General features: G+C 69.7%; 23 protein-coding genes. 15 read left to right on the top strand and 8 right to left on the bottom strand.

Annotated features, from left to right (window positions below; genetic code table 11):
- Positions 1-96 precede the first annotated feature (96 nt).
- Both ABJK26_RS07430 and ABJK26_RS07425 read right to left on the bottom strand, forming a co-directional pair.
- On the bottom strand, positions 97-825 hold the full coding sequence (locus tag ABJK26_RS07430; protein ID WP_347241648.1) for a 2-phosphosulfolactate phosphatase: 729 nt from the start codon (positions 823-825) through the stop codon (positions 97-99).
- A 9-nt stretch (positions 826-834) separates the two neighbouring features.
- Positions 835-1,485 (bottom strand): Crp/Fnr family transcriptional regulator, encoded by a 651-nt coding sequence (locus ABJK26_RS07425; RefSeq protein WP_347241647.1) that lies wholly within the window; start codon positions 1,483-1,485, stop codon positions 835-837.
- Between the two features lie 48 nt (positions 1,486-1,533).
- Here ABJK26_RS07425 and ABJK26_RS07420 point away from each other — a divergent pair, with 48 nt between their 5' ends.
- Genes ABJK26_RS07420 through ABJK26_RS07405 form a run of 4 tightly spaced genes read left to right on the top strand, consistent with a single transcriptional unit; the run spans position 1,534 to position 4,639 of the window.
- Positions 1,534-2,172 (top strand): ATP-binding cassette domain-containing protein, encoded by a 639-nt coding sequence (locus ABJK26_RS07420; protein ID WP_347241646.1) that lies wholly within the window; start codon positions 1,534-1,536, stop codon positions 2,170-2,172.
- Positions 2,173-2,177: 5 nt separating this feature from the next.
- Positions 2,178-2,885, top strand: a complete 708-nt coding sequence (locus ABJK26_RS07415; RefSeq protein WP_347241645.1) for a purine-nucleoside phosphorylase — start codon at positions 2,178-2,180, stop codon at positions 2,883-2,885.
- Between the two features lie 3 nt (positions 2,886-2,888).
- Positions 2,889-3,704 (top strand): enoyl-CoA hydratase-related protein, encoded by an 816-nt coding sequence (locus tag ABJK26_RS07410; RefSeq protein WP_347241644.1) that lies wholly within the window; start codon positions 2,889-2,891, stop codon positions 3,702-3,704.
- A 59-nt stretch (positions 3,705-3,763) separates the two neighbouring features.
- Positions 3,764-4,639 carry a phosphohydrolase gene (locus tag ABJK26_RS07405; protein WP_347241643.1) on the top strand — a complete coding sequence of 292 codons (876 nt, stop codon included), beginning with the start codon at positions 3,764-3,766 and terminating at the stop codon, positions 4,637-4,639.
- Positions 4,640-4,675: 36 nt separating this feature from the next.
- Here the strand turns inward: ABJK26_RS07405 and ABJK26_RS07400 are convergent, their stop codons facing one another.
- On the bottom strand, positions 4,676-5,626 hold the full coding sequence (locus tag ABJK26_RS07400) for an MBL fold metallo-hydrolase (RefSeq protein WP_347241642.1): 951 nt from the start codon (positions 5,624-5,626) through the stop codon (positions 4,676-4,678).
- Positions 5,623-6,519: a phosphoglucomutase gene (locus ABJK26_RS07395; protein ID WP_347241641.1), complete on the bottom strand. Its 897-nt coding sequence runs from the start codon at positions 6,517-6,519 to the stop codon at positions 5,623-5,625. Before ABJK26_RS07395 ends, ABJK26_RS07400 begins: the two co-directional genes overlap by 4 nt.
- A gap of 34 nt (positions 6,520-6,553) precedes the next feature.
- On the opposite strand from ABJK26_RS07395, the gene ABJK26_RS07390 reads away from it, so the two are divergent.
- Together ABJK26_RS07390 and ABJK26_RS07385 are read left to right on the top strand one after the other, a co-directional pair.
- Positions 6,554-8,632 carry a UvrD-helicase domain-containing protein gene (locus tag ABJK26_RS07390; protein WP_347241640.1) on the top strand — a complete coding sequence of 693 codons (2,079 nt, stop codon included), beginning with the start codon at positions 6,554-6,556 and terminating at the stop codon, positions 8,630-8,632.
- A 9-nt stretch (positions 8,633-8,641) separates the two neighbouring features.
- Positions 8,642-9,349 (top strand): hypothetical protein, encoded by a 708-nt coding sequence (locus tag ABJK26_RS07385; RefSeq protein WP_347241639.1) that lies wholly within the window; start codon positions 8,642-8,644, stop codon positions 9,347-9,349.
- 9 nt (positions 9,350-9,358) lie between these two features.
- On the opposite strand, the gene ABJK26_RS07380 is transcribed toward ABJK26_RS07385, so the two are convergent.
- From ABJK26_RS07380 to guaA, 4 genes are read right to left on the bottom strand one after another with little or no spacing between them, the layout of a single operon-like run.
- Positions 9,359-9,736 carry a VOC family protein gene (locus tag ABJK26_RS07380; RefSeq protein WP_347241638.1) on the bottom strand — a complete coding sequence of 126 codons (378 nt, stop codon included), beginning with the start codon at positions 9,734-9,736 and terminating at the stop codon, positions 9,359-9,361.
- A complete protein-coding gene (locus tag ABJK26_RS07375; RefSeq protein WP_347241637.1) occupies positions 9,736-10,023 on the bottom strand; it encodes a glutamine synthetase/cystathionine beta-lyase binding protein in 288 nt (95 codons plus the stop codon). Before ABJK26_RS07375 ends, ABJK26_RS07380 begins: the two co-directional genes overlap by 1 nt.
- Before the next feature lie 23 nt (positions 10,024-10,046).
- A complete protein-coding gene (locus ABJK26_RS07370; RefSeq protein ID WP_347241636.1) occupies positions 10,047-10,613 on the bottom strand; it encodes a Uma2 family endonuclease in 567 nt (188 codons plus the stop codon).
- Entirely contained in the window at positions 10,613-12,124 is a 1,512-nt protein-coding gene (gene guaA / locus ABJK26_RS07365; protein ID WP_347241635.1) for a glutamine-hydrolyzing GMP synthase, read from the bottom strand. The genes ABJK26_RS07370 and guaA overlap by 1 nt, the downstream gene beginning before the upstream one ends.
- A 47-nt stretch (positions 12,125-12,171) precedes the next feature.
- Here guaA and ABJK26_RS07360 point away from each other — a divergent pair, with 47 nt between their 5' ends.
- The 9 genes from ABJK26_RS07360 (at position 12,172) to ABJK26_RS07320 (ending at position 20,617) form a co-directional block, all read left to right on the top strand.
- Positions 12,172-12,630: an S-ribosylhomocysteine lyase gene (locus tag ABJK26_RS07360; protein ID WP_347241634.1), complete on the top strand. Its 459-nt coding sequence runs from the start codon at positions 12,172-12,174 to the stop codon at positions 12,628-12,630.
- On the top strand, positions 12,627-13,289 hold the full coding sequence (gene mtnN / locus ABJK26_RS07355) for a 5'-methylthioadenosine/S-adenosylhomocysteine nucleosidase (RefSeq protein WP_347241633.1): 663 nt from the start codon (positions 12,627-12,629) through the stop codon (positions 13,287-13,289). The genes ABJK26_RS07360 and mtnN overlap by 4 nt, the downstream gene beginning before the upstream one ends.
- Positions 13,290-13,302: 13 nt before the next feature.
- Entirely contained in the window at positions 13,303-14,226 is a 924-nt protein-coding gene (locus tag ABJK26_RS07350) for a ribose-phosphate pyrophosphokinase (RefSeq protein ID WP_347241632.1), read from the top strand.
- Positions 14,227-14,291: 65 nt separating this feature from the next.
- A complete protein-coding gene (locus ABJK26_RS07345; protein ID WP_347241631.1) occupies positions 14,292-14,912 on the top strand; it encodes a 50S ribosomal protein L25 in 621 nt (206 codons plus the stop codon).
- Between the two features lie 57 nt (positions 14,913-14,969).
- A complete protein-coding gene (gene pth, locus ABJK26_RS07340) occupies positions 14,970-15,533 on the top strand; it encodes an aminoacyl-tRNA hydrolase (RefSeq protein WP_347241630.1) in 564 nt (187 codons plus the stop codon).
- Positions 15,534-15,571: 38 nt separating this feature from the next.
- The gene (gene ddl, locus ABJK26_RS07335) at positions 15,572-16,549 is read left to right on the top strand and encodes a D-alanine--D-alanine ligase (protein WP_347241629.1); all 978 of its coding nucleotides are present in this window, start codon (positions 15,572-15,574) and stop codon (positions 16,547-16,549) included.
- Between the two features lie 9 nt (positions 16,550-16,558).
- Positions 16,559-17,605 (top strand): galactose-1-phosphate uridylyltransferase, encoded by a 1,047-nt coding sequence (gene galT, locus ABJK26_RS07330; RefSeq protein WP_347241628.1) that lies wholly within the window; start codon positions 16,559-16,561, stop codon positions 17,603-17,605.
- Positions 17,602-19,107: a glycerol kinase GlpK gene (gene glpK, locus ABJK26_RS07325; RefSeq protein WP_347241627.1), complete on the top strand. Its 1,506-nt coding sequence runs from the start codon at positions 17,602-17,604 to the stop codon at positions 19,105-19,107. Before galT ends, glpK begins: the two co-directional genes overlap by 4 nt.
- Entirely contained in the window at positions 19,085-20,617 is a 1,533-nt protein-coding gene (locus ABJK26_RS07320) for an FAD-dependent oxidoreductase (RefSeq protein ID WP_347241626.1), read from the top strand. The genes glpK and ABJK26_RS07320 overlap by 23 nt, the downstream gene beginning before the upstream one ends.
- Positions 20,618-20,745 lie beyond the last annotated feature (128 nt).

Raw genomic sequence — 20,745 nt, 5'->3', positions numbered from 1 at the left:
AGCCTGGATTTGAGCCCTCTGTTACCGGTGCAGGTGGAGGCCGCGTAAGTCCAGTAAGAGTCACCCCTTAAGGATACCACTCTTTTACGACAGCCTCTAGCTCTGGCCCGGGAGGCTTCCCTTGAAGATGAGGGCCTCCCCCACGCGCCCCGAGAGGAGGGGGATCAAGGGGCTTTTGGCCACCTGGGCGCAGAAGGGGACGTCGGCCTCGAGGCCCACCCCCTTGAGGGCCTGGGCGGCGGCGGAGAGGCCGAGGGCCTCCAGGGGATCCGGGTAGGCCCGCTTGAGGGCGAGGGCGATGCGGGCTCCGTCCTCGGGCTCCACCTCCCTAAGAAGCCCCAGGTACTCCGCTAAGACCCCGGCGGTGTAGAGGTCGTCCAGGCCCGCCCGCCCTTCCTTCCCGGCGCAGAGGATGGCCACCTCCTCCGTGGCGAGCTCTAAGGCCTTGCGGGCGGCGGCGTGGGCGTTGTAGAGGGAGGCCAGGAGGACGTGCTTGGCGGTCTTGGCGGCGGCGTGGGCGGCCCTGGTGCCGTTGGTGGTGCTCATGACCACGATCCTCCCCCCCACCGGGGCCTCTAGGGCCTCCCTGGGGGAGTTCCCCAGGTCAAAGCCGGGGGGCTTGAGCCCCCCCACCTCCCCGGCCAGGAGGACGTCGGCGTCCTTGAAGGCCCGGGCGGCCTCGAGGTCCGCCACCCAGTAAAGGGCCTCGGCTCCCGCTTCCAGGAGGGCCACCGCCGTGGTGGTGGAGCGGATCACGTCCACCACCAGGACCACATCGGGGTACACCAGCTCTTCCGTGGGCAAAGGGTCCACCCGTAAGCGCATGCTTCCTCCTTACACCAGGCCAAAGGCCAGCTCTTCCAAAAGCCCTGGGCTTACCACCTCCACCACTCCGGGGGCCAGGCGCACCACCCCTTGGTCCCGGAGGGCGTGCAGGACCCGGGTGACCGTCTCCCGGCTGGCTCCCGCCAGGTGCGCCAGGTCCTGGTGGCGCAGGCGGAGCTCCGGGCCGTACCCCTGGCGCAGGAGCTTTAAGAGGGCGTAAGCCACGCGGCTTTCCGCATCCTCAAAGGCCAAGAGGTCCAGCTCCAGGTCCGCTTCCCTGAGGCGGTGGGCCAGGAGGCGGGCTAGGTTGTGGGCGAAGAGGGGAAGGCGGCGGAGGAGGCCGAGGTAGGCCTCCCTGTAGAGGACGAGAAGGGAGGCCTCCTCCTCCACCACGGCGCTGGCGCTCCGCTCGCCCCCGTCCAGGAGGCTCATTTCCCCGAAGACCCCTCCCGGCCCCACCACGCCCAGGGTCTTCTCCTGCCCGCCCAGGTGGATGCGGTAGAGCCGCACCCTTCCCCTTTCCACCAGGTACAGGCTCTGGCCCAGGTCCCCCTGGTGGAAGAGAACCTTCCCCTTGGGGTAGGCCAGGCGGAGGAAGTAGCTCAGGGCCAGAGCCACCTCCTCTGGGCCGAGGTCCTGGAAAAGGGGGCTTAAGGTCATCGGCCCTACTCTAACCGAAGCTTCATCCTTTGCCTAGAGGATGAGAAGGTGCGCCCGGTGCTGGAGGTGCGGGGGTTAGGCTTTGCTTATGGGAATGGGCTCCTCTTCCGGGGGGTGTCCTTCGCCTTGGCTAGGGGGGAAGCCCTGGCCGTGCTCGGGCCCTCGGGGAGCGGCAAGACCACCCTGCTCCACCTCCTGGCCGGGCTTCTTCCCCTGCAGGAAGGGGAGGTCTTCTGGGAAGGCGAGGCCATCCGGGGCCTTCCCGAGGCCCGTCTGGCTTCCAGGCGGCTAAGGTTCTTGGGGCTCGTTTTCCAGCACCACTTCCTCTTCCCCGAGCTCACGGCCCTGGAGAACGTCCTGGCCCCTGGGTATCTCGCGGGCCGCGTGGACAGGGCCTGGGCCCTTTCCCTTTTGGCTAGGCTTGGCCTCGAGGAGCGGGCCCACTTCCTTCCCCAAAGGCTTTCCGGGGGGGAGAGGCAGCGGGTGGCCGTGGCCCGGGCCCTTTACCTGAGGCCGAGGCTCCTCCTCGCCGACGAGCCCACGGCGAGCCTGGACCGCCGCCAGGCCCGGGAGGTCCTTGGGCTCATGCGGGGGCTCGCCTCGGAGGTGGGGGCGGCCCTGGTCCTGGCCACCCACGACGAGGCCCTGGTGGAGGGCTTCCCGGCCCTGCGCCTGGTGTATCCTTAGGCGGTATGAGCCCCATCCACGTGCGCGCCCATCCCGGGGACGTGGCGGAGCGCGTCCTGCTCCCGGGGGATCCGGGCCGGGCCGAGTGGATCGCCAAGACCTTTTTGCAAAACCCCAGGCGGTACAACGACCACCGGGGGCTTTGGGGGTACACGGGCCTTTACCAGGGCGTGCCCGTCTCCGTCCAGACCACGGGGATGGGCACCCCCTCGGCGGCCATCGTGGTGGAGGAGCTGGTCCGGCTCGGCGCCCGGGTCTTGGTCCGGGTGGGGACGGCGGGGGCCGCCTCCTCGGACCTCGCCCTGGGGGAGCTCCTCGTGGCCCAGGGGGCCGTTCCCTTGGACGGCACCACCCGGCAGTACCTGGAGGGACGCCCCTACGCCCCGGTGCCCGACCCCGAGGTCTTCCGGGCCCTCTGGGCCAAGGCGGAGGCCTTGGGCTACCCCCACCGGGTGGGGCTTATTGCCAGCGAGGACGCCTTCTACGCCACCACCCCCGAGGAGGCCCAGGCCTGGGCCCGCTACGGCGTCCTCGCCTTTGAGATGGAGGCCAGCGCCCTTTTCCTCCTCGGAAGGATGCGGGGGGTGCGGACGGGGGCCATCCTGACCGTTTCCAACCGCATCGGCGACCCGGAGCTCGCCCCTAAAGAGGTCCTCCAAGAGGGCGTTCGGCGTATGGTGGAGGTGGCCCTCGAGGCCATCCTGGAGGTTTGAGCCATGGAGCACGAGCACGAACACGAGTTCGTCCTGGAGATCCCGGAGTTTGAGCACCTCAGCTACGAGGTGGAGGAGGGCATCGCCCTGGTAACCCTGAAGCGGCCCGAGGCCCTAAACGCCCTCTCCCAGAGCCTCCTGGAGGAGCTCGCCGAGGTCCCCGAGCTGGTCCAGCAGGACCCCGAGGTCCGGGCGGTCATCTTCACCGGGGAGGGGAAGGCCTTCGCCGCCGGGGCGGACCTCAAGGAGATCGCCGCCCTGAAGGACCCCTTCGCCGCCCGGGAGTACGCCCTCTTGGGGCAGCAGGTCTTCGCCGAGATCGCCGCCCTCCCCGTCCCCACCATCGCTGCCATCAACGGCTACGCCCTGGGCGGGGGCCTGGAGCTCGCCCTGGCCTGCGACCTCAGGGTGGCCGCCAAGACCGCTAGGCTTGGCCTCCCCGAGGTGGGCTTGGGCCTCATTCCCGGCTTCGGCGGCACCCAGCGCCTGCCCCGCCTCATCGGCCGGGGGCGGGCCTTGGACCTCATCTTCACCGGGCGGCACGTGGACGCGGAGGAGGCCCTCTTCCTTGGGCTCGTGAACCGGGTGGCGGAGGACGCCCTGGAGGAGGCCAAGAAGCTCGCCCAGAAGATCCTGAAAAACGCCCCCGTCGCCCTGGCCCTGGCCAAGGAGAGCGTGGTCCGGGGCGAGGGCCTGGACCTGGCCGAGGCCCTGGAAATAGAGGCCGACCTCTTCGGCTACGCCGCGGCCACCGAGGACATGAAGGAGGGGGTGCGGGCCTTCCTGGAGAAGCGGGCCCCTAACTTCAAGGGGGAGTAGCCCCCCGTGGCCGAGCTCCCCCTCCACCCCCGCGGGGCGAGGTAGGCTTAGGGGTGCCCATGACCGAGGAGCGCATCGTCCACGTAGCGAGCCCCAAGGCCAAGCTCTACGCCGAGGCCGACCAGGCCATAAGGGAGCGGCTCAAGGCCTTCCCCAAGGCCCTCAGGGCCTACGAGCTCCTCATCCAAGACCCCGAGGCCCGCGCCGGGTGGAACATGGCCAACTACCTCACCATGCGCAAGCTGGGCTACAACGACCACGGCCGGGTCCACGCCCTCCTCACGGGGGCGGCAGGGGTGGCCATCCTGGGCCTTTTGGCCGAGGCGGGGGTGCGGCTGGACACGGTGGAGTCGGGGGCGGGGGAGCTGGAGGACGCCTACGTGGTGGTCCTCCTCTCCACCATGCTCCACGACCTGGGCAACCAGGTCCACCGGGAGCACCACGAGGCCTTCGGGGTGACCCTGGCCCTCCCCATCCTGAACCGCATCCTGGAGAGGATCTACCCCGACCCTGAGCAGCGCACCGCCCTCCGGGCCCTCATGCTCCACGGCATCTACAGCCACGACCTCTCCCCGGAGCCCCTGACCATAGAGGCGGGGATCACCGCCGTGGCCGACGGCACCGACATCACCAAGGGCCGGGGCCGGAAGGCCTTCCAGCTTGGGAGCATTGACATCCACTCCATCAGCGCCCTGGCGGTGGACGAGGTGCGCATCCTCAAGGGGGAGAAGGTGCCGGTGGAGATCCAGGTCCTCATGAACAACTCCGCCGGGATCTTCCAGGTGGAGGAGACCCTCACCAAGAAGGTGCTTAGGAGCCCCTTGCGCCCCTACGTGACCGTGGTGGCCATGACCGAGGGGCAAAACGGCCAGGACCAGCGCATCGTCCACCGGGTGCGCCTGCACGAGACCGAGGACCGCTTCGTCCTGGACTGAGGCTCTTTGGGCGGGAGCCTCCCTTCTTCCCGGCGCCTAGGCGCGGAAGTAGCGGTAGGGGGGGCCCTCCCGCCCCACCCGGCCCTCGGCCCGGAGGTACTCCAGGTGGGCCAGGGTTTCGGCGAAGGCGAAGCGCCGGCCCGCCGGGTCCAGCTCCTGGGGGAAGAGCTTGAGGGAAAGGGACCAGGCGTCCTGGGGATGGTCCAGGAGGCTCTGGAGGGCCTGAAGGCGCGCCTCGTGGTGGGCTTGAAGCTCCTCCGCCCGCCTTTTTACCTGGGGGATGGGGCCGAAGTGGCCGGCGTAGGCCACCTGGGCCGGAAGCTCCGCCAGGCGCCTTAGGGAGTAGAAGAAGTCCTTCAGGGGGTTTGCCCGGGTGTAGGCCCACAGGCCCACGTTGGGGGAAACCCGCTCCAGGAGGGCGTCCCCCGCGAGGAGCACCCCCTCCTCCAGGAAAAAGGCCGCGTGCCCGTCGGCGTGCCCCGGGGTCCAGAGGACCCGAAGGCGCTTTCCCGAAAGCTCCAGGACCTCCCCGTCTTTTAGGGGGAGGGGGTTTCGCGGCGGGTGGACCCGCTCCCGGGTCTTGGCCATGGTTTCCCGGATCCCCAAAAGGGCCTCCTCCGGGGTGCCGTGGTCAAGGAAGAGCCGCCAGGAGGCCGCCTCAAAGGCCTCGGGTTCCCGCCAGAAGCGGTGCCCCCGGGAGAGTTCCTCCTCGTGGAGGTAAACCCTGGCCCCGAGCCCCTCAAAAAGGCCTCCCAGGCCGTAGTGGTCCGGGTGGTGGTGGGTGAGGAGAACGGCGTTCACGTCGGTGAAGCAAAGCCCAAGCTCAGCCAGGTAGAGCTCCAGGGTGCCCCGGGCGGTGCGGGTGGCCAGGGCGCTGTCCACCAGGATGACCTCTTCCTTCCCCTTCAGGAGGTAGAGGTTCACCGTCTTCAGGGGGTAGGGGATGGGGACGGGCAGGAGGTAGAGGCCAGGAAGGAGCTCCCTCATAGGAGGACCTTGAGGAGAAGGAGGGCCGCCAGGTAGGGGTCCTTCTCCGGGAGGTGCCAGGGGAAGAGGAAGCCCCCCTCCCCGTCCCCTTGGACCTCGAGGCCCCCCAGGGCCTCCCGGAGCGCCTTTAGGACCTCCTCCTCGCCCACGGCCTCCCCCCCCACCCGGTAGACGGCGAGCCGGTCGGCGTCCCCATCCAGGGCGAAGCCCAGGGCCGGGGGTTCCGCTGCCTTGAGGAGGGCGAGGAGGGTTTTCAGGTTTTCCGGCCTGGGGTCGGGGTCCACCCCGTAGAAGAGAGGGTGGGGGAGGCTGTGGAGTTCCCGGAGCTCGGCCTTCAGCCCCAGGGCCTTGAAGGCCTGCCCCAAAAGCCCCCCGCCAGCTCCCCCCATGGCGTCCAGGTAGACCACCCCCGGGCGCTCCTTGGGTACTCCCTCGGCGCTTCGCAGGAGAAGATCTAGGTACGCCCTCCTGAGGTCCAGGGGGATATAGCCTCCCCGGGCCTCGGGAGGGACCTCGGGCAGGGCGAGGTCTTCGCCAGGAAGAGGCTTTCCCGCCTCTAGGCGGAGCTTGACCCCTTGGAAGCGGGGGGGCTTGCGGCCCGCCGTGAGGTAGAGGCCGGCGGCTTCCCGGGCGTGGAGGGCGTAGCCAAAGAGGGGAAAGGGCGCGGGCCCCTGGAGGAGGTGGGTCTTTAGGCCCATCCCCGAGAGCACCTCCGCGGCCTCCTCGGCCATCTCCCGGGCCAGGAAGCGGGCGTCGTGGCCCACCACCACCTGGTCTTTGCCCTCCTTTAGGAGCCTTTGGCCAAAGCCCGCCGCGATCCGGGCAACTTCCCTAAAGGTTATGCCCTTGGCCAGCTCACCCAGAAAGCCTTCTCGGGTGGGGTAGAGCTCCATGCCTTAGAGTCTACCCCGTGGTACACTCACCCCCGTGGACGAGGCCCTCCTTTCCTCCCTGAACGAGGCCCAGCGCCAGGCGGTTCTCCACTTTGAGGGGCCCGCTCTGGTGGTGGCGGGGGCGGGCAGCGGCAAGACCCGCACCGTGGTCCACCGGGTGGCCTACCTGGTCGCCCGGCGGGGGGTCTTCCCCTCGGAGATCCTGGCGGTGACCTTCACCAACAAGGCCGCCGAGGAGATGCGGGAGCGGCTCAAGGCCATGGTGCGGGGGGCGGGGGAGGTCTGGGTCTCCACCTTCCACGCCGCCGCTTTGCGCATCCTCCGGGCCTACGGGGAGCGGGCCGGGCTCCCTCCGGGCTTCGTGGTCTACGACGAGGACGACCAGAGCGCCCTCCTCAAGGAGGTGCTCAAGGAGCTGGGCCTCGCCGCCAAGCCCGGGCCCATCAAGGGCCTCCTGGACCGGGCCAAGAACCGGGGGGTAGCCCCGGAGAGCCTCCTCGAGGAGCTTCCCGAGTTCTACGCCGGCCTTTCCCGGGGAAGGCTTTTGGACGTGCTCCTCCGCTACCAAGAGGCCTTAAGGGCCCAGGGGGCCTTGGACTTCGGAGACATTCTCCTTTACGCCTTGAGGCTTCTGGAGGGGGACCCCGAGGTCCTGAAGCGGGTAAGGAAGCGGGCCCGCTTCATCCACGTGGACGAGTACCAGGACACGAGCCCCGTGCAGTACCGCTTCACCCGGCTTCTTGCCGGGGAGGAGGCCAACCTCATGGCCGTGGGGGACCCGGATCAGGGCATCTACTCCTTTAGGGCGGCGGATATCAAGAACATCCTGGACTTCACCCGGGACTACCCCTCGGCCAAGGTCTACCGCCTGGAGGAGAACTACCGTTCCACCGAGGCCATTTTGCGCTTCGCCAACGCCGTTATCGCCAAGAACGCCCTTCGCCTGGAGAAGACCCTGCGCCCGGTGAAGCGGGGGGGCGAACCCGTGCGGCTTTACCGGGCGGAAAGCGCCCGCGACGAGGCCCGCTTCGTGGCCGAGGAGATCGCCCGTCTGGGCCCTCCTTTTGACCGGGTGGCGGTGCTCTACCGCACCAACGCCCAAAGCCGCCTGTTGGAGCAGGCCCTGGCAGGGCGGGGGATCCCGGCCCGGGTGGTGGGGGGGGTAGGGTTCTTTGAAAGGGCCGAGGTGAAGGACCTCCTGGCCTACGCCCGCCTGAGCCTGAACCCCCTGGACGCCGTGAGCCTCAAGCGGGTCCTGAACACGCCTCCCCGGGGCATCGGCCCGGCCACGGTGGCCAAGGTGGAGGCCTTCGCCCGAGAGAGGGGCCTGCCCCTCTTGGATGCCTTGCGGGAGGGGGCCTCCCTCCTTCCCCGGCCCGAGCCCGTCCGGCACTTCCTCGCCCTCTTGGAAGAGCTTCAGGACCTGGCTCTGGGCTCGGCGGAGGCCTTTTTCCGCCACCTCCTCTTGGCCACCGAGTACCCCGCCTACCTCAAGGAGGCCTACCCCGAAGACGCCGAGGACCGCCTGGAGAACGTGGAGGAGCTCCTCAGGGCCGCCCGCGAGGCCGAGGACCTCCAGGACTTCCTGGACAAGGTGGCCCTCACCGCCCGGGCCGAGGAGCCGGGGGAGGCCCAGGGGAAGGTGGCCCTCATGACCCTGCACAACGCCAAGGGGCTGGAGTTCCCCGTGGTCTTCCTGGTGGGGGTGGAGGAGGGGCTTCTTCCCCACCGCAACTCCCTAAGCACCCTCGAGGGCCTGGAGGAGGAGCGCCGCCTCTTCTACGTGGGGGTAACCCGGGCCCAGGAAAGGCTTTACCTTTCCTACGCCGAAGAGCGGGAGGTCTACGGCCGCCTCGAGGCCACCCGGCCGAGCCGCTTCCTGGAGGAGGTGGAGGAGGGTCTCTACGAGCTCTACGACCCCTACCGCCAAAGGCCCACCCCGCCCCTCCACCGGGCCCTGCCGGGGGCCTTTAGGGGAGGGGAGAGGGTGGTCCATCCCCGCTTCGGCCCGGGGACGGTGGTGGCGGCGGCGGGGGACGAGGTGACGGTGCACTTTGAGGGGGTGGGCCTGAAGCGCCTCTCCCTCAAGTACGCCGACCTGCGCCCGGCCTAGGAGGGACCCGTGGTCTGGCCCCTTTACTCCAAGGCCAGGCCCCTGGCGGTGGCCCACAGGGGGTCCTCCCCCTTCTTCCACCACCTTTTGGCCCAGGTGGCCGCCCTGCGCCTGCCGCTCTTTCCCTACCCCGTGGAGGGGGACCCCTTCGGGGCGCTTTCCTGCCTGGCCCCCCTGGACTTCGCCGGGATGGCCCTGGAGGAAGCCCTGCCCCCGCCCGAGGGGGTCCGCCTCGAGGCCGAGGCGGAGGCGGGCGGCCTGGTGGACCTGGTGGTGCCCGCCCTCTCCGGGCTTTACGGCCACTACACCGAGGGGCTGGCCCTGGAGCGCCTCCTCTCCGCCCACTTTCCCGGGGCCAGGGCCCTTTGGCTTGGCCCCTTGCGCCCTTCCCTGGCCCCTTTTCTAAGGGCCTTGGGCCAGGTCTCGGTGGTGGCGCCCAGCTTCGCCGAGGGGGACGGCTTCCTGGCCCGCCTGCCCCAAAGGGCCAGGGGGCACGTGGCCTTGCGGCGGGAAGAGGGCGCCGCCTTGGCCCTTAGGGCCGACCTCCTCTTCTACGCCGGGGGCGGGTTTCCATTGGACTGGATCCAGCCATTCCACGCCGTCCTCGCCCTTGCCCCCCTGGAGCGGGGCGTGGCCGAGCGGGCGCACCAGGCGTATGGTCCCGAGGAGCTTTTGGGCTTCCGCGTGCGGGTCCTCCTCGAGGCCCTGGGGTTTTGAGCCTTGGCCTCAGCTTCCCCAGATCTCCGCCGGGGCGAGCTCCACCAGGTTCCCGGCGGGGTCTTGGGTGTAGAGGCTTTTTCCCCTGGGCCACTCGGCCCACCACACCGGGAAGCCCGCCGCCTTCAGGCGCTTTTCCCACTCGGGAAGCTCCCCTTCCTCCACCCGGAAGGCCACGTGGACGCTTCCTTTGGCCCCGTGGGGCGGCAGGGTTGCCTCCTTGGCGGTTTCCTTGGGGTTGAAGACCAGGAAGACGCCCCGCCCGGCGCGGAAGAAGGCGTGCCGGGGCGGCTTGAACTGGAAGCAGGGGAGGCCCAAGACCCCCTCGTAGAAGGCCCGGGCCTTCTCCAGGTCCTCGGCGTAGACGGAAGTCTCCAGAACCTCCACTACTTGAGCCGGGCGATGAGGTCGGCCACGGGGATGGCCTCGAGGGTCACCGTCTTCATGCTCCCCCGGGAGGCCAGGTGGAGCATGGCCCGGGCCACGCTGGCGCCGTCTTCCGCCTCCACGATGTTCACGAAGTCGTAGGGGCCGAGCACGGCGTACTGGGCCACCACCTTGACCCCGAAGTCCCGCTCCAGCTCCCCGTTCACCTCCTTGATGCGCTCCGGGTTTTTCACCAGGGTCTCGGCGCCGTCGTCCGTGAGGGTGCTGAGGACGATAAAGGTGGGCATCCTTACCTCCTTTCGCCTTAAGTCTACCCCTCCTCGCCCTCGAGGACCACCCCGGCGTAGACCTCCTCCACGGGCAGACTCCCTTCCAGGCAGGGAAGGGGTACCTCGCCTTCGGTCGCCACCTGGTGGAGCAGGTCGCCTTCTTCCTTCCAGTAGAGCTCCACCCGCCTCTCCCGAGCGCTCACCAGGAGGCAGGCCTGGAGGGAGGGGAGGGAGAGGTAGCGCCAGAGCTTCTCCCTGTGGTCCACCCCCTCCGTGGTCCGGGAGAGGACCTCCACCACCAGGCAGGGCGCCTCCTCGTAGAAGGGGTCTTTCGGGGGCGGGGCGCAGACCGCCATCAGGTCCGGGTAGTAGAAGGTGGCCTCCCCGACCCTTAGCTTCATGTCCGCCACGTAGAGGCGGCACCCCTTCCTGCGGGCCAGGGGGTAGAGGAGGTAGTGGAGGTTGCCCACGATGAGGTTGTGGGCCCGGCCCGCCCCGGCCATGGCGTAGGGAACCCCTTCCACCAGCTCCCGCTTGACGGGGGAGGTGGCCTCCTCCTTCAGGTACCCCTCCGGGGAAAGCCGCTTAAGCCTCGCAGGTTCGCCCATCACTCCCACTCTATGGTGGCCGGGGGCTTGGAGGTGAGGTCGTAGACCACCCGTCCGATCTCCGGGACCCTGCGGGTGATCCGCCGGGCCGCCTCGTCCAAGAAGTCCAGGGGAAGCCTCGCCCAGTCGGCGGTCATGAAGTCCTCGGTGGTCACGGCCCTGAGGGCGAGGACGTAGCCGTACTTCCGCTCGTCCCCCGCCACCCCCACGCTCCTTAAGGGCGTGAGGACGGCCAGGGCCTGGGCCACCTTCTCGTAGAGGCCCCACTCCTTAAGGAGGCTGATGAAGAGGTCGTCCGCCCGCCTGAGGATTTCCAGGCGCTCCTCCGTCACCTCCCCCAAAACGCGCACCGCGAGGCCGGGCCCGGGGAAGGGGTGGCGCAGGCGGAGGGTGTCGGGAAGCCCGAGGAGGAGGGCGAGCTCCCGCACCTCGTCCTTGAAAAGGAGGCGGAAGGGCTCTAGGAGCTCAAACTCCAGGTCCTGGGGGAGGCCGCCCACGTTGTGGTGGCTCTTGATCTTGGCCGCCCCGTGCCCCCCGGCGGACTCAATCACGTCCGGGTAGAGGGTGCCCTGGGCGAGGAAGCGGAAGGGGCCCTTCTCCCGGGCCACCTGGGAGAAGACCGCCACGAACTCCCGCCCGATGACCTTGCGCTTTTCCTCCGGGTCTTCCACGCCCTTGAGGGCCTTCAGGAAGCGCTCTTTGGCGTCCACCACCAGGAGGTTCACCCTAAGGGCCCTCAAGGCCCCCTCCACCTCCTCCCTCTCCCCCAGGCGCAGAAGCCCGTGGTCCACGAAGACCGCCAGGTGGTCCACCCCCGCCTTGGCGAGGAGGAGGGCCAGGGTGGAGGAGTCCACCCCCCCGGAGACGGCGAGGAGGACCCGGTCCTTCCCCGCCCGCTCCCGCACCTCCTGGAGGAGCCCTTCCAGGACGTGCTCCGGCGTCCAGTCCCGCTTGGCCCCGGCAAGCTCCAGGAAGTTCTCCAGGATCTGCATCCCCTTGGGGGTGTGGGCCACCTCGGGGTGGAACTGGACCCCGAAGGCCCGGCCATCCGGGGACTCCATGGCGGCCACGGGGTTCTCCTCCGTTTCCGCCACCGCTCGCCAGCCCGGAGGGAGCCTAGTCACGGCGTCCTGATGGCTCATCCAGACCTGGACCTCGCCCTGGAGGCCCCGGAAGAGGGGGCCCTCGTAGCGGGTGAGGAGGGCCTTGCCGTACTCGGCCCTTCCGGCGCGCTCCACCCGCCCCCCGAGCTCCTTGGCGAGGAGCTGCATCCCGTAGCAGATCCCGAGGATGGGGAGGCCCGAGGAGAGGAGCCTGGGGTCGGGGCGGGGGGCGTCGGGCGCGAAGACGCTTCTTGGCCCCCCGGAGAGGATGAGGGCCTGGGGGCGGTGCTTGAGGACCTCCTCCAGGGGGGCGTCCCCCGGGAGGATGAGGGAGAAGGCCCGGAGCTCCCGGAGCCTTCTTGCGATGAGCCGCGTGTACTGGGAACCGAAGTCCAGGACCAGGACCACGGGGGCAAGTATACGCCTTTCCCCGGGGGGTTTGGTGTAATGGGGGCATGGCCGAGGTGGAGAGCTTCAGCCTGGACCATACCAAGGTAAAGGCCCCCTACGTGCGTCTGGCGGGGAGGAAGGCCCTCGCGGGGGGCGTGGTGGAGAAGTACGACTTGAGGCTCGCCCAGCCCAACCGGGAGGCCCTGCCCACGGCGAGCCTCCACACCCTGGAGCACCTCCTCGCCGGGTACCTGAGGGACCACCTCCCGGGGGTCATTGACCTCTCCCCCATGGGGTGCCGCACGGGGTTTTACCTGGTGGTGGAAGGCCCCCTGGGGGAGGAAAGGGTCCTCGAGGCCTTCGCCAAGGCCCTAAGGGACGTCCTCGCCCACGAGGGGGAGGTCCCGGGGGCGAGCTTTAAGGCGTGCGGCAACTACCGGGACCACGACCTCGAGGGCGCCAAGGCCTGGGCGGAGAAGGCGCTGAGGGCGGGGCTTAGGGTCCAGCCCACCATTCCCCTATGACCGCCTTCTTCGCCGCCGAGCCCGAGGAGGCCGCCGCCCTCCGGGAGGCCCTGGGGGCGGGGGAGGCCCTTCCCGCCCCCTTCCCCCTCCACCGGGGCGAGGGGGTCTTGGTGGCGGAAACGGGGGTGGGCAAGGTGGCGGCGGCCCTGGCCGTAGCCCACGTCCTCACCCGCTTTCGCCCCTCGGAGAGCTTCTTCCTCGGGGTGGCGGGGGCCTTGGACCCTTCCCTCCGCGCCTTGGACCTCCTTTTGGCGGAGAAGGCGGTCCAGTGGGACGTGGACCTCACCCCCTTCGGCCGCGAGCCGGGGGAGACCGCTTGGGGGGTACGCTTCTTCCCTTCGGACCCCGCCCTCCTCGCCCGGGCGGAGGAGGCGGCAGGGCGCCTCGGTCTGCCCTACCGCCTGGGAGTGGTGGCTACGGGGGATAGGTTCCTGGCGGACCGGAGGGAGGCCCAGGGCCTCCGGGAGCGCTTCGGGGCCCAGGCCGTGGAGATGGAAGGGGGGGCGGCCCTCATGGTGGCCTGGCGCTTCCGCCACCCCATGGCCCTGGTCCGCGCCGTTACCGATGGGGCGGGGGAGGGGGCGGAGCGGGACTTCCAGGCCTTTTTGCGGGAGGCTGCAAGGCGCCTCGGCCTCCTCGCCCGGGCCCTCGTATACTGAAGGGGGGGTTTTCATGGAAATCCGGCTCTTCACGGGGAGCGCCCACCCCGACTTGGCCCGGCGGGTGGCGGAGGCCCTGGGGGTGCCCTTGGGAAAGGCCCTGGTGGACCGCTTTCCCGACGGGGAGGTGCGGGTGAGGCTTCTGGAGAGCGTCCGCGGGGAGGACGTCTACCTGGTCCAGCCTACCTGCCCCCCGGTGAACGACCACCTGATGGAGCTCCTCCTCCTCGCCGACGCCGCCAGGCGGAGCTCGGCGGGGCGGATCAACGCCGTCATCCCCTACTTCGGCTACGCCCGCCAGGACAAGCAGACGGAGGGGCGTGAGCCCATCAGCGCCAAGCTGGTGGCGAGCCTCTTGGAAAGGGTGGGGGTGGAGCGGGTCATCGCCATTGACCTCCACGCCCCCCAGATCCAGGGCTTTTTTGACATTCCCGTGGACCACCTCTCCGCCGTGCGCCTCTTCGCCCGCTACCTCCGGGAAAAGGGGTACGTGGAAAACGCCGTGGTGGTCTCCCCGGACGCGGGCCGGGCCGAGGAGGCGAGAAGGCTTGCGGAAAGGCTCGGCCTTCCCCTCGCCATGCTGGCCAAAAGGCGCCACGGACCCCGGGAGACCTCCGTGACCTACGTCATCGGGGACGTGGAGGGGAGAAGGCCCATCCTGGTGGACGACATCGTTTCCACCGGGGGAACCATCCGCCGGGGGGTGGAGGCCCTCCTCCAGGCGGGGGCCCTTCCCGAGGTGGTGGTCATGGCCACCCACGCCGTTTTGGTGGGGGAGGCCCGGGAGAACCTCGCCCACCCCGCCATCAAAGAGGTGGTCTTCACCGACACCATCCCCCTGAAGGACGGGGGCTACACGGTGCTTTCCACCGCCGAGCTTCTGGCCCAGGCCATCCGCCACGTCCACACCAACCAGTCGGTGAGCGCCCTTATCTAGTAGGGATGTGGTAAGCTTTTCTTTGTGTGCCCCTGAGGGGCCAGGGTGTGCGTTTGGGAGGAACCATGGAGTATCGCCTGAAGGCCTACTACCGGGAAGGGGAGAAGCCCAGCGCCCTTAGGCGGGCGGGCAAGCTCCCCGGGGTGATGTACAACAAGAGCCTGAACCGCAAGGTTTACGTGGAGCTCTCGGAGTTTGACCGGGTCTTCCGCCAGGCCTCCATCCACCACGTCATCGTCCTGGAGCTTCCTGACGGGCAAGAGCTTCCCACCTTGGTGCGCCAGGTGAACCTGGACAAGCGCCGCCGCCGTCCCGAGCACGTGGACTTCTACGTGCTTTCCGACGAGCCCGTGGAGATGTACGTCCCCTTGCGCTTTGTGGGCACCCCCGTGGGCGTGCGGGAGGGCGGAGTGCTCCAGGAGGTGCACCGGGACATCCTGGTGCGGGTTTCTCCCCGGAACATCCCCGAGTACATTGAGGTGGACGTTTCCGGCCTCGGCATCGGGGATAGCCTCCACGCCTCCGACCTCAAGCTGCCTGAAGGGGTGAGGCTTGCCATGCCCCCCGAGGAGACCATCGCCGCGGTGGTGCCGCCCGAGGACGTGGAGCGGCTTGCCGCCGAGGCCGCCGAGGCCCCCGCCGAGCCCGAGGTCATCAAGAGGGGCAAGAAGGAAGAGGAGGCCTGACCCCGCTTGGGGCCTTAGGGCGGGGGCGGCCGCCCCCGCCCTTTTTGGGGAGGGGCGGTGTTCTTGGTGGTGGGCCAGGGCAACCCGGGGGAGGCCTACGCCCGCACCCGGCACAACGTGGGCTTCATGGTCTTGGACCGGATGGGGCTTGCCTTCCGGAGGAAGGGGGAGGCCCTCCTGGCCGAGGCCGAGGTGGGGGGCCGAAGGGGCCTTTTCCTCAAGCCCCTCACCTACTACAACCTCACGGGGCAGGCGGTGGCCCCCCTGGCCCGCTTCTACAAGATCCCCCCGGAGCGCATCCTCGTGGTCCACGACGAGATGGACCTGCCCTTGGGCCGCCTGCGCCTTAAGGCCGGGGGAAGCCCCGCGGGGAACCGGGGGGTGGCCTCCATCGCCCTGGCCCTGGGCACCCCGGCCTTCCACCGCCTGAGGATCGGCATCGGCAAGCCTCCCGCCAAGGAGCTCGGCGCCCAGTACGTCCTCTCCCCCTTCGCCGAGGAGGAGTGGCCCCTGGCGGAGCGGGTGCTCTCGGCGGCCAAGGAGGCGGTGCTCTGCTGGGTGCGGGAGGGGCTTCTCCCTTGCGCCCAGCGCTTTAACGGCTTGGAACTCCGCCAAGGGTAGGCCGCTTTGGGGCCCGGCGGAGGGTATAAGCTTGGGGTATGGTGCCGCCCAAGGTGCTGGTGGTGGCCGGGGGGAGGGGCCCGGAGCACGAGGTTTCCCTTTCCTCCGCCGAGGGGGTTTTGCGCTTCATGCCCTTTCCCACGGAGCTCGCCGTTATCGCTAAGGACGGGCGTTGGCTCCTTGGGGAGCGGGCTTTGGAGGCCCTTGCGGCCAAGGCCGCCCCTTCCGGGGACCATCCCTTCCCCCCGCCCCTGGACTGGGAGGCCTACGGGGTGGTCTTCCCCCTGGTCCACGGCCGCTACGGCGAGGACGGCACCCTTCAGGGGTTCTTGGAACTTCTGGGCAAGCCCTACGTGGGGGCGGGGGTGGCGGCGAGCGCCCTCTCCATGGACAAGGACCTCTCCAAGCGGGTCCTGGCCCAGGCGGGCATCCCGGTGGTGCCCTGGGTGGCCCTCTACCGGGGGGAGACCCCCCTGGTCCCCTTTGAGCCCCCCTTCTTCGTGAAGCCCGCCAACACCGGGTCCAGCATCGGCATCTCCCGCGTGGAGCGCTACGCCGACCTGGAGGGGGCCTTGGAGGAGGCCTTTCGGCACGACGAAAAGGCGGTGGTGGAGAAGGCGCTTCCCGGGGTGCGGGAGCTGGAGGTGGGGGTCCTGGGGAACCTCCGGGGCGAGGCGAGCCCGGTGGGGGAGGTGCGCTACCAGGCCCCCTTCTACGATTACGAGACCAAGTACACCCCGGGCCGGGCCGAGCTCCTCATCCCGGCCCCCCTGGACCCAGGGACCGAGGAAACCGTCCAGGAGACCGCCCTTAAGGCCTACCGGCTCCTGGGCCTTAAGGGCATGGCCCGGGTGGACTTTTTCCTCTCGGAGGGGGAGCTTTACCTGAACGAGGTGAACACCATCCCGGGCTTCACCCCCACCAGCATGTTCCCCAGGCTCTTCGCCGCCAAGGGCCTCTCTTTTCCCGGGCTTCTTCGGCGGTTGGTAGAGCTCGCCCTGGAGTCCCTTGCCTGAGGTGGCGTCGTGCTTTCCCTAAAGAGGCGGGTTCACCGTAAGCCAGACGGTCGGGAGCTCCTCCTCTACGGCCTGGCGCCCCTCGAGGACCCCCCCCTTCCCGAGCCCGCCGAGCCCTTCCGCCCCGCCCCCCACCTCCGCTACCACCCCTTGAGGGGGGAGTGGGTGGTCTACGCCGCCCACCGCCAGGAGCGCACCTACCTTCCCCCCAAGGAACACTGCCCCCTGTGCCCGAGCCGGGAAGGGGGCTTTCCCACGGAGATCCCCTTCCCCTCTTTCCAGGTGGCCGTCTTTGAGAACCGCTTCACCTCCTTCGTGGAGGAGGCCCCCCCGCCCCCGGAGGGCCTCCCCGTGCCCGCGGGGGAGGCTTTGGGCCGGTGCGAGGTGGTGGTCTACACCCCCGCCCACGCGGGGAGCCTCGCCACCCTGAAGGAGGAGGAAAGGCGCCTTTTGGCCTGGGTTTGGCGGGACCGGTACCAGGCCCTCTACGCCCTCCCCGGGGTGCGCTTCGTCATGCCCTTTGAGAACCGGGGGGAGGCCGTGGGGGTGACCCTCCACCACCCCCACGGCCAGGTCTACGCCTACCCCTTCGTGCCCCCCGTCCTGGAGCGGGAAAGCCAGGCCTTCCGGGAGAGGCCCGTGCTCCAGGAGCTCTTTCCCGGGCTTGGCCCCTACGTGGTGGACGAGGAGGAGGGCTTCCTCGCCTTCGTCCCTCCCTTCGCCCGCTACCCCTTTGAGGTCTGGGTGGCGCCTCTGGAAAGGCACCCCGGCCCCTGGACCTTCTCGGAAGGGGAGATGGCGGCCTTCGCCGGGCTTTTGGGCCGGGTGGTGGCCCGCTACGACGCCCTCTACGGGGAGCCTTTCCCCTACGTGATGGTCTTCCACGCCGCTCCCTTGGGGGAGGAGCGCACCTTCCACTTCCACGTGGAGTTCTACCCCCCAAGGCGGGCCCGGGACCGGCTCAAGTTCCTGGCGGGCACGGAGCTCGGGGCGGGGACCTTCGTGGTGGACGCCCTGCCCGAAGAAACGGCGAAAAGGCTAAGGGAGGTTTTATGAAGTACCTGCTTGCCCTGGACCAAGGCACCACCTCGAGCCGGGCCATCCTCTTCACCCTGGAGGGGAGGCCCGTGGCGTGGGCTAAGCGGGAGTTCCGTCAGCTTTACCCGAGGCCCGGCTGGGTGGAGCACGACCCCTTGGAGCTTTGGGAGACCACCCTCCTTGCGGCGCGGGAGGCCCTTAGGAGGGCTGGGGTGGAGGCCCGGGAAGTGTTGGCCCTGGGGATCACCAACCAGCGGGAGACCACCCTCCTTTGGGACCGGAAAACCGGGGAGCCCCTCCACAACGCCATCGTGTGGCAGGACCGGAGGACGGCCTCTATCTGCGAGGCCCTGCGGGAGAAGGGCCTGGAGCCCCTCTTCCGGGAAAGGACCGGGCTTCTCCTGGACCCCTACTTCTCGGGGACGAAGCTCATGTGGCTCCTGGAGAACGTGCCCGGGCTTAAGGAGAAGGCCAGGCGGGGGGAGGTCCTCTTCGGCACCGTGGACACCTGGCTCGTCTGGAAGCTCACCGGGGGCAGGGTCCACGCCACCGACCCCACCAACGCGAGCCGGACCCTCCTCTTCAACCTCCACGCCCTGGCCTGGGACCCGGAGCTCCTTGGGGCCTTGGGGATCCCCCCTTCCCTCCTCCCCGAGGTGCGCCCCTCGGACGGGGACTTCGGGGAAGCCCTCCCGGAGCTTCTCGGGGCTTCCCTCCCCATCCGGGGGGTCTTGGGGGACCAGCAGGCGGCCCTCTTCGGCCAGGGGGCCCTGGCCGCGGGGGAGGGGAAGTGCACCTACGGCACCGGGGCCTTCCTCCTCCTGAACACGGGGGAAAGGCCCGTCCTCTCCCAAAAAGGCCTCCTCGCCACCGTGGCCTGGAGCCTCGGGGGCAGGGCCACCTACGCCCTGGAGGGAAGCCTCTTCGTGGCGGGGGCCGCGGTCCAGTGGCTTAGAGACCTGGGCCTTCTCCGGGAAAGCCGCGAGGTGGAGGCCCTGGCGGAAAGCGTGGAGGACACCGGAGGGGTCGTTTTCGTCCCCGCCTTCGCGGGCCTCGGCGCCCCCCACTGGGACCCCTACGCCCGGGGGGCCATCCTCGGCCTCACCCGGGGGACCACGCGGGCCCACCTGGCCCGGGCGGCCCTGGAGGGGGTGGCCTTCTCCGTGCGGGACGTGGTTTTGGCCATGGAGGAGGAGGCTGGGATCCGGCTCAAGGGCCTCAAGGCGGACGGCGGCATGGCGCAAAACCGCCTCTTCCTGAAGCTCCAGGCCGACCTCCTCGGGGTGCCGGTGGCGGTGCCGGAGGTGACGGAGACCACCGCCTTGGGGGCGGCCCTCATGGCGGGGGTGGGGGCGGGGGCCCTTTCCCCGGAGGACGTGGCGGGGCGCTTCCTAGAGGCGGAAAGGTTTCTCCCCGCGATGCCCGAAGAGCGGCGGGAGGCCCTCTACCGGGGGTGGCGGGAGGCGGTGGAGCGGGCCAAGGGCCTCTCCAGAGAGGATGGACCGGGAAGCCCTCTTTGAAAGGCTAAAGGAACCCTTGGACCTCCTCGTTCTGGGGGGCGGGGCCACGGGGGCCGGGGTCTTGTGGGAGGCCACGCTTAGGGGCCTCAAGGCCGCCTTGGTGGAGGCGGGGGACTTCGCCTCGGGGACGAGCTCCCGCTCCACCAAGCTCCTCCACGGGGGGGTGCGGTACCTGGAGCTCGCCCTGAGGCGCCTGGACCTGCGCCAGCTTAGGCTCGTGGTGGACGCCCTCCAGGAGCGCAAGGTGGTGATGGACCTCGCCCCCCACCTGGCCCGGCCCTTAACCCTCGTCACCCCCCTCTTCCGCCCCCTGGAGATCCCCTACTACGCCCTGGGCCTGAAGCTCTACGACCTCCTCGCCGGGAAGCGGCGCCTCGCCCCGAGCCGCTACCTTCCGCCCGATGAGGTGGCGAGGCTTTTCCCGGACCTGCCCAGGACCCTGGGGGGCGTGGCCTACCAGGACGGGCAGTTCGCCGACTTCCGCTTGAACCTCGCCCTCATCTTCTCCGCCCTGGAGCGGGGGGCGGTGGCGGTGAACCACGCCGAGGCCACGGCCCTCCTCCTGGAGGGGGGCAGGGTGCGGGGGGCGGCGGTGCGGGACCGGCTTTCGGGCAAGGAGGTGGAGGTCTTGGCCAAGGCGGTGGTGAACGCCACCGGGCCCCTCGCTGACCGGGTGCGCCGCCTCCTGGACCCCGACCTTCCCCCCCTCCTCACCCCCTCCAGCGGGGCCCACCTGGCGCTGGACTACCCCTTGGAGGCGGGCCTCCTCATCCCGAGGACCAAAGACGGCCGCGTCCTCTTCCTCCTCCCCTACCGGGGCATGGCCCTCCTCGGCACCACGGACCTCCCCGCCGAGCCCGAGCCCTGCCCTCTTCCCCGGGAGGAGGAGGTGGCCTACCTCCTGGAGGAGATGAGGCCCTATCTGGGGGACCTCTCGGGCCGGGTGCGGGCGGCCTGGTCGGGCCTGAGGCCCCTCGTGGGCAAGGGGGAGACCAAGCTTCTCGTGCGGGACCACCACATAGAGGAAAGGCGGGGCCTCTACACCCTGGTGGGGGGAAAGTGGACCACCTTCCGCCTCATGGCCCTGGACCTCTTAGAGCGCCTCGCCAAGGACCTGGGCCTCGCCTTGCCGCCCTCTTCAAGCCACGCCACCCCCCTCCTCGGGGCGGGGCCCAAGCCCCCCCTTCCCCTCCCCGAGGAGCAGGCCCGGCACCTCTACGGGACCTACGGGACCCTGGCCCCCGAGGTCCTGGCCCTGGGGGAGAGGACCCTCCTCCCCGGGCTTCCCTACCTCGAGGGGGAGGTGGTCTGGGCGGTGCGGCGGGAGCTCGCCAGGAAGCCCATGGACGTGCTGGCCCGGCGGATGGGCCTCGCCTTTTTGGACCAAAAGAGGGCCCTCGAGGCCCTGCCCCGGGTGGTGGACCTCATGACGCCCCTCTTGGGCTGGGGGGAGGAAAGGAAGCGGGTGGAGCTGGAGGAGGCCCGGGCCCTCCTCCCTGGGCTTTGCTAAGGGCCCGTTGCAACAAGGAATGCCCGAGCTTTGGCTTTGGGAAAGCTCTTTTGGGGCCCCCACCGCGGCTTTTGCCGCGGTGGGGTACTTAGCCCTCTTGGCTCCGCTCCACGGGAAGGGTCTCCCTC

Origin of the sequence: Thermus sp., from assembly GCF_039793865.1 — a bacterium.
Lineage (GTDB): Bacteria > Deinococcota > Deinococci > Deinococcales > Thermaceae > Thermus.
The sequence above is the reverse complement of the archived record's forward strand: the minus strand, read 5'-3'. Positions and strand labels throughout refer to the sequence as shown.

Coding starts and splice junctions, on each gene's coding strand:
- mtnN (WP_347241633.1), top strand. CDS start 12,627: ATGACCGCCTTCTTCGCCGCCGAGCCCGAGGAGGCCGCCGCCCTCCGG.
- ABJK26_RS07430 (WP_347241648.1), bottom strand. CDS start 825: ATGCGCTTACGGGTGGACCCTTTGCCCACGGAAGAGCTGGTGTACCCC.
- ABJK26_RS07395 (WP_347241641.1), bottom strand. CDS start 6,519: ATGGAGCTCTACCCCACCCGAGAAGGCTTTCTGGGTGAGCTGGCCAAG.
- ABJK26_RS07360 (WP_347241634.1), top strand. CDS start 12,172: ATGGCCGAGGTGGAGAGCTTCAGCCTGGACCATACCAAGGTAAAGGCC.
- ABJK26_RS07400 (WP_347241642.1), bottom strand. CDS start 5,626: ATGAGGGAGCTCCTTCCTGGCCTCTACCTCCTGCCCGTCCCCATCCCC.
- glpK (WP_347241627.1), top strand. CDS start 17,602: ATGAAGTACCTGCTTGCCCTGGACCAAGGCACCACCTCGAGCCGGGCC.
- ABJK26_RS07405 (WP_347241643.1), top strand. CDS start 3,764: ATGACCGAGGAGCGCATCGTCCACGTAGCGAGCCCCAAGGCCAAGCTC.
- ABJK26_RS07350 (WP_347241632.1), top strand. CDS start 13,303: ATGGAAATCCGGCTCTTCACGGGGAGCGCCCACCCCGACTTGGCCCGG.
- ABJK26_RS07415 (WP_347241645.1), top strand. CDS start 2,178: ATGAGCCCCATCCACGTGCGCGCCCATCCCGGGGACGTGGCGGAGCGC.
- ABJK26_RS07370 (WP_347241636.1), bottom strand. CDS start 10,613: ATGGGCGAACCTGCGAGGCTTAAGCGGCTTTCCCCGGAGGGGTACCTG.
- ABJK26_RS07425 (WP_347241647.1), bottom strand. CDS start 1,485: ATGACCTTAAGCCCCCTTTTCCAGGACCTCGGCCCAGAGGAGGTGGCT.
- ABJK26_RS07320 (WP_347241626.1), top strand. CDS start 19,085: ATGGACCGGGAAGCCCTCTTTGAAAGGCTAAAGGAACCCTTGGACCTC.
- ABJK26_RS07375 (WP_347241637.1), bottom strand. CDS start 10,023: ATGCCCACCTTTATCGTCCTCAGCACCCTCACGGACGACGGCGCCGAG.
- ABJK26_RS07410 (WP_347241644.1), top strand. CDS start 2,889: ATGGAGCACGAGCACGAACACGAGTTCGTCCTGGAGATCCCGGAGTTT.
- ABJK26_RS07345 (WP_347241631.1), top strand. CDS start 14,292: ATGGAGTATCGCCTGAAGGCCTACTACCGGGAAGGGGAGAAGCCCAGC.
- ddl (WP_347241629.1), top strand. CDS start 15,572: ATGGTGCCGCCCAAGGTGCTGGTGGTGGCCGGGGGGAGGGGCCCGGAG.